Source organism: Blautia sp. MSK18_10 (assembly GCF_020553185.1).
Lineage (GTDB): Bacteria > Bacillota > Clostridia > Lachnospirales > Lachnospiraceae > Blautia_A > Blautia_A wexlerae.
In genome coordinates this window covers 1-4468 of sequence record NZ_JAJCGT010000082.1, presented here as the reverse complement: position 1 = coordinate 4468, position 4468 = coordinate 1, and the positions used below count along the sequence as shown (strand labels likewise).

Annotated in this window: 4 protein-coding genes; 3 read left to right on the top strand and 1 reads right to left on the bottom strand. The window is 42.1% G+C overall.

Going from position 1 to position 4468, the window contains the following annotated elements:
• The first annotated feature begins 329 nt into the window (after window positions 1–329).
• From tnpA to tnpC, 3 genes are all read left to right on the top strand, one after another.
• Window positions 330–746, top strand: a complete 417-nt coding sequence (tnpA, locus tag LI074_RS16710; protein ID WP_173681002.1) for an IS66 family insertion sequence element accessory protein TnpA — start codon at window positions 330–332, stop codon at window positions 744–746.
• On the top strand, window positions 740–1078 hold the full coding sequence (tnpB, locus tag LI074_RS16705; RefSeq protein WP_117689872.1) for an IS66 family insertion sequence element accessory protein TnpB: 339 nt from the start codon (window positions 740–742) through the stop codon (window positions 1076–1078). The genes tnpA and tnpB overlap by 7 nt, the downstream gene beginning before the upstream one ends.
• Window positions 1079–1211: 133 nt before the next feature.
• Window positions 1212–2888: an IS66 family transposase gene (gene tnpC, locus LI074_RS16700; RefSeq protein ID WP_173681003.1), complete on the top strand. Its 1677-nt coding sequence runs from the start codon at window positions 1212–1214 to the stop codon at window positions 2886–2888.
• Window positions 2889–2959: 71 nt separating this feature from the next.
• Here tnpC and ltrA read toward each other — a convergent pair whose 3' ends face one another.
• Complete coding sequence (ltrA, locus tag LI074_RS16695) at window positions 2960–4264, bottom strand: group II intron reverse transcriptase/maturase (RefSeq protein ID WP_055060209.1); 1305 nt, start codon at window positions 4262–4264, stop codon at window positions 2960–2962.
• Window positions 4265–4468: the final 204 nt, after the last annotated feature.

Sequence of the window (4468 nt, the reverse complement as noted above, 5' to 3'; positions counted from 1 at the left end):
AGATATCTAATCCTTTTAGGAATAAATATCTTCTGCTTTTAAGTTAATGACATTGAGTAATTCCAAGGCTTTCTGCCATATTCTTGTTGATTGTCAAGTAAAATTGACCCACTTTTACGTTTAATTCGTAAGCGCTTAATTTTTAAGTATGAATAGGGTAGAGGGAGAATAATTATCTCGCCCCTCCCATTGAACCGTACGTACGGTAAGCGCTTAAATCTTGGGTAGCTTTACTGTCTACGTTTTTAAACTCATAATGATAGTAAATAGATTTTTACTACACTCCGCTTGATAGGAGATAGAAATTTACTACATTTGGAGGTTTCATTATGAGTAATAAACGTGCTCCAGGGCGTTCCCTGGAAGAATGGATGGAACTGGTAACTGAATGCAGACAAAGCGGTCTGACAGATGCTGCATGGTGTAATGAACATGGGATATCTCCCAGCTGTTTTTACAATGCAGTTACCCGTCTCCGCAAAAAAGCCTGTCAGATACCGGATCCAGCCCCCAAAGCCAGCACTCTTGACCTTACATCCCATAAACAGGATGTAGTCCAGATTGCTATAGAACCGGAGTCTTCTCCGGCAGGATTGCTCCCAGATAATGGAAACAAATCTATGCACCTTGACAATTCACATACGATTGAAATCGAAGCAGACGGATTGCTTATACGAATGAGTAATGAGATCAAACCGTTACTTCTGAAGATACTCATGGATACGCTGAAGGAGCCGTTATGTTAGCGGACATCTCAAGTGTTGATGCGATCTATATCGTCTGTGGAAGAACAGATATGCGCAAGTCCATTGATGGATTGTGTGCGATCATCCAGGAACAGTTTTCGATGGAGATCGACCATGCACTTTTTCTTTTCTGTGGCCGTAAATGCGACCGCATCAAAGCTATTTTAAAAGAACCGGATGGGATCGTTATGATCTACAAAAGACTGACTGCCCAAGGTTCTTACCGGTGGCCCAGGAATAAATCCGAAGTCCGGAATCTTACATGGCGGGAGTTCGACTGGCTGATGTCCGGCATTGATATTGAGCAGCCCAAAGCGATCAAGGCAACGTAAAAAAGATGCACATAAAACTCTTGTTTTTTGCTGTATTTTCGGCACTTTCAAGTCCTGGTAAATCCGCTGTTTTGCTGGGAAAAACCACTGTTTTCTGGTATAATGGAAACATCAGAAACAGGAGGAAAAAGCAGTGGCAGACAGTTCCAAAGATATCCAGCTCCGTGAGCTGAAGGACATGATAAACGATCTCAAAAAAATGATAAAAACACTTCAGGCAACTGTCGATGCTGGCAATAAACGGGAAGAGGCTCTCACCCAGGAGCGGGATAATCTGAAAGAAGAGATAGACCTTCTCCGTAAAAAATTGTTTGGCACCTCCAGCGAAAAAAGGACCCTCGATATTCCGGGTCAGTTAAACTTTTTTAATGAGGCGGAACTGGAACAGGATCCAGAAGCTGCAAAAGCAGAGGTTCTTGAATCAATTCTTCCAGAAAAAACAGCAAAAAAGCGAAAAGGAAGAGCTACAGATGCGGAACGTTTTAAGGGAGTTCCTGTTGAAAAAAAGTATCTGGAGCTTTCTGAGAAAGAGAAACTCTGCCCTGTCTGTGGTACCCCGCTGAAAGAAATCGGGGAAGAGTTTGTCCGCCGGGAACTGGTTTTTGTACCGGCAAAACTGAAAGTATATGAATACTACAGTAAGAACTATGAGTGTCCGCAGTGCAGGCTTCAGGATATTCCGGTCATCAAAAAAGGAAAAGATGGCAGAGCCCATATGCTTTATGGAATGGTTTCTGCTGGAACGGTCGCTTGGGTAATGTACCAGAAGTTTTGTAATGGTCTCCCATACTACCGTCAGGAAAAGGACTGGAAACAGTATGGCGTGGAGATCACCAGAGCTACTATGGCAAACTGGGTGATCCGGAATTCCGAAGCGTTTTTTCTTCCTATGTACGAATACTTCCACAGGAAACTTCTGGAACGTGGATTCGCAATGGCAGATGAAACGCCACTTCAAGTTCTACATGAACCGGAACGCCGCGCTCAGACAAAGTCATATATGTGGCTTTTCCGCAGCGGTGAAGACGGAGGACCACCTATTATCCTCTATAAATACTCAGAGACCCGGGCCGGGGACAATGCTGTAGATTTTCTTCACGGCTTCAAGGGTTATCTGATGTGTGACGGCTATAGTGGATACAATAAAGTTCCAGATGCCAAACGCACAGCCTGCTGGGCACACATCAGAAGATATCTGACAGATGCCATTCCCAAGGGAAAAGCTCTGGATTATACCCAGCCATCCGTACAGGGAATGCTGTACATTAACCAGCTCTTCCATTTGGAAGATGTGATCAGATCAAAGTATTCTTCCTTCGATGCTATTAAAAAGGCTCGCCTTGAAAAAGAAAAGCCGGTAGTAGAAGGCTTTTTGTCGTGGCTTGATCAGCAGAACCCTACCCGTGGAAGCAGAATGGATAAAGCTGTCACCTACATTCAGAACCGCCGCTCCTATCTGACTACCTATCTCGAAGACGGGCGCTGCAGTTTTTCTAATAATCTCAGTGAAAATGCGATCCGTCCGTTTACAGTAGGCCGTAAAAACTGGCTGTTCTGTGACACACCAAACGGAGCCCAGGCCAGCGCTATCGTGTACACAATGGCAGAGATGGCAAAAGCCAATGGAGTAAACGTTTATCACTATCTTACTTATCTGCTGGAAAAACTACCTGATGATAGAATGAGTGATGATGAATTAGAACTTCTGGCTCCATGGAACGAAACCGTCAAAGCTGAAATCGAACGTCGTGCAAACGAATCAAATCAATCATATGTGAATTGTCAAGGTGCTCCGGCTACTGAAAAGTAGTCGGGGATTTTTCTATCATACCTAAAAATTAAGCGCTTACTACGTACGGGTCTCGTATACGGCTCTACAACTTATATTCCAACTTTTGCTAAGTAATAGGATAAGGGATTGAGCAGACCAGCTCCATCTTTTATCCTATTTTCAAGTAAATCTTTACTGATAATGAAATTCACCACGTTCATTCCACTTCTTCTGTACCACCCAAGTCTTGAATTTGCAACTTTATGAATATCTTCCTGACTGAATCCGTTTCGGTTCTTCCTGTTTAGATAACTTAGGTTTCTGTAGATGGTTTTCGGCTTCTTCCATTGCTTCATGACTATCATTCTTATTTTGTGTCTTAGCCATTGTCCAAGCTCTTCCACAAATTGCTTCATCAACCCGATTCTAAAGTAATTAATCCATCCTCGCACAATCTCATTTACTCGCTTGATTGTAACCACAAGAGGTCTTGCTATTGCTTTCCCTCTCTTCAGATATTCACTCAGCTTCTTTTTAAGCTTCTTTTTCTTTTCATTGGTAGGTTTTACTTTCCACTCTCCACCGTTTTTCAGAAATGTGAATCCTAGGTATTTGCTTCGCATCGGTCTGACTACTTTCGTTTTTGCTGCATTTACTTTTAGAAATAGTTTCCGTTCCAGCCAATCACTTATGGAGTTCATCACCCGGTTAGCCGCCATTTCACTTTTAGTGAAAATTAATACATCATCTGCATACCTTGTAAAGCGGAGTCCTCTATGCTCCAGTTCTTTGTCCAGCTTGTCCAAGTAGACATTTGAACATACGACTGAAAGAGGACCTCCTTGCGGCACACCGGTAATAGTTGCTTTTTCCAAGCCGTTTTCCATTACACCTGCTTTCAGATATTTCCGAATCAGATTTAATGTGGTACTGTCATTTACTTGTTCTCTTAGTATCTGAATTAATTTGTCGTGATTTACCTTGTCGAAAAACTGTTCTATATCTATATCCACTACCCATTCATACCCATCATTCAAGTATTCCAATGCCTGTCGAATGGCATCATGACAACTTCTTCCGGCTCTGAATCCATAACTATAGTCACTGAATATCTCTTCATAAATATCAGATATAGGCTGTGCTATTGCCTGCTGGATAGTTCTGTCAAGTGCTGTGGGTATTCCCAATGGTCTTTTCTTACCATTGTCTTTCGGAATGTATACTCTTCGGACTGGTTTCGGTATATATGTTCTGTTTCTAAGAGATGTAACGATTTTCTCTCTGTTCTCCCTTATATAATCTCCCAGTTCTTCTACAGTAACTCCATCAACACCACTCGCACCTTTATTAGCAACTACCTTTTTATAGGCTCTGTTCAGATTTTCTTTTGACAAGATCACTTCAATCAATTCCATTGTTGTTACTCCTCTGACTTATCCTAAAATTCATACATAACACCCCTCTAAGTATAAACAGTATTCCTCGGTTACGTTCCTACTTTTCCTGTCCACTCGATTTCTGGCTCATGTATTATTTTAAACATAACGATTCGTACTATAAATCGTTTCAGTCCTTCGGCTTTCGCCTACTATGACATCATCTGACTCCCTCTCTAAACC

What these genes read in the sequence shown, in the direction of transcription:
- tnpB (WP_117689872.1), top strand. Translation starts at nt 740, where the DNA reads ATGTTAGCGGACATCTCAAGTGTTGATGCGATCTATATCGTCTGTGGA.
- tnpA (WP_173681002.1), top strand. Translation starts at nt 330, where the DNA reads ATGAGTAATAAACGTGCTCCAGGGCGTTCCCTGGAAGAATGGATGGAA.
- ltrA (WP_055060209.1), bottom strand. Translation starts at nt 4,264, where the DNA reads ATGGAATTGATTGAAGTGATCTTGTCAAAAGAAAATCTGAACAGAGCC.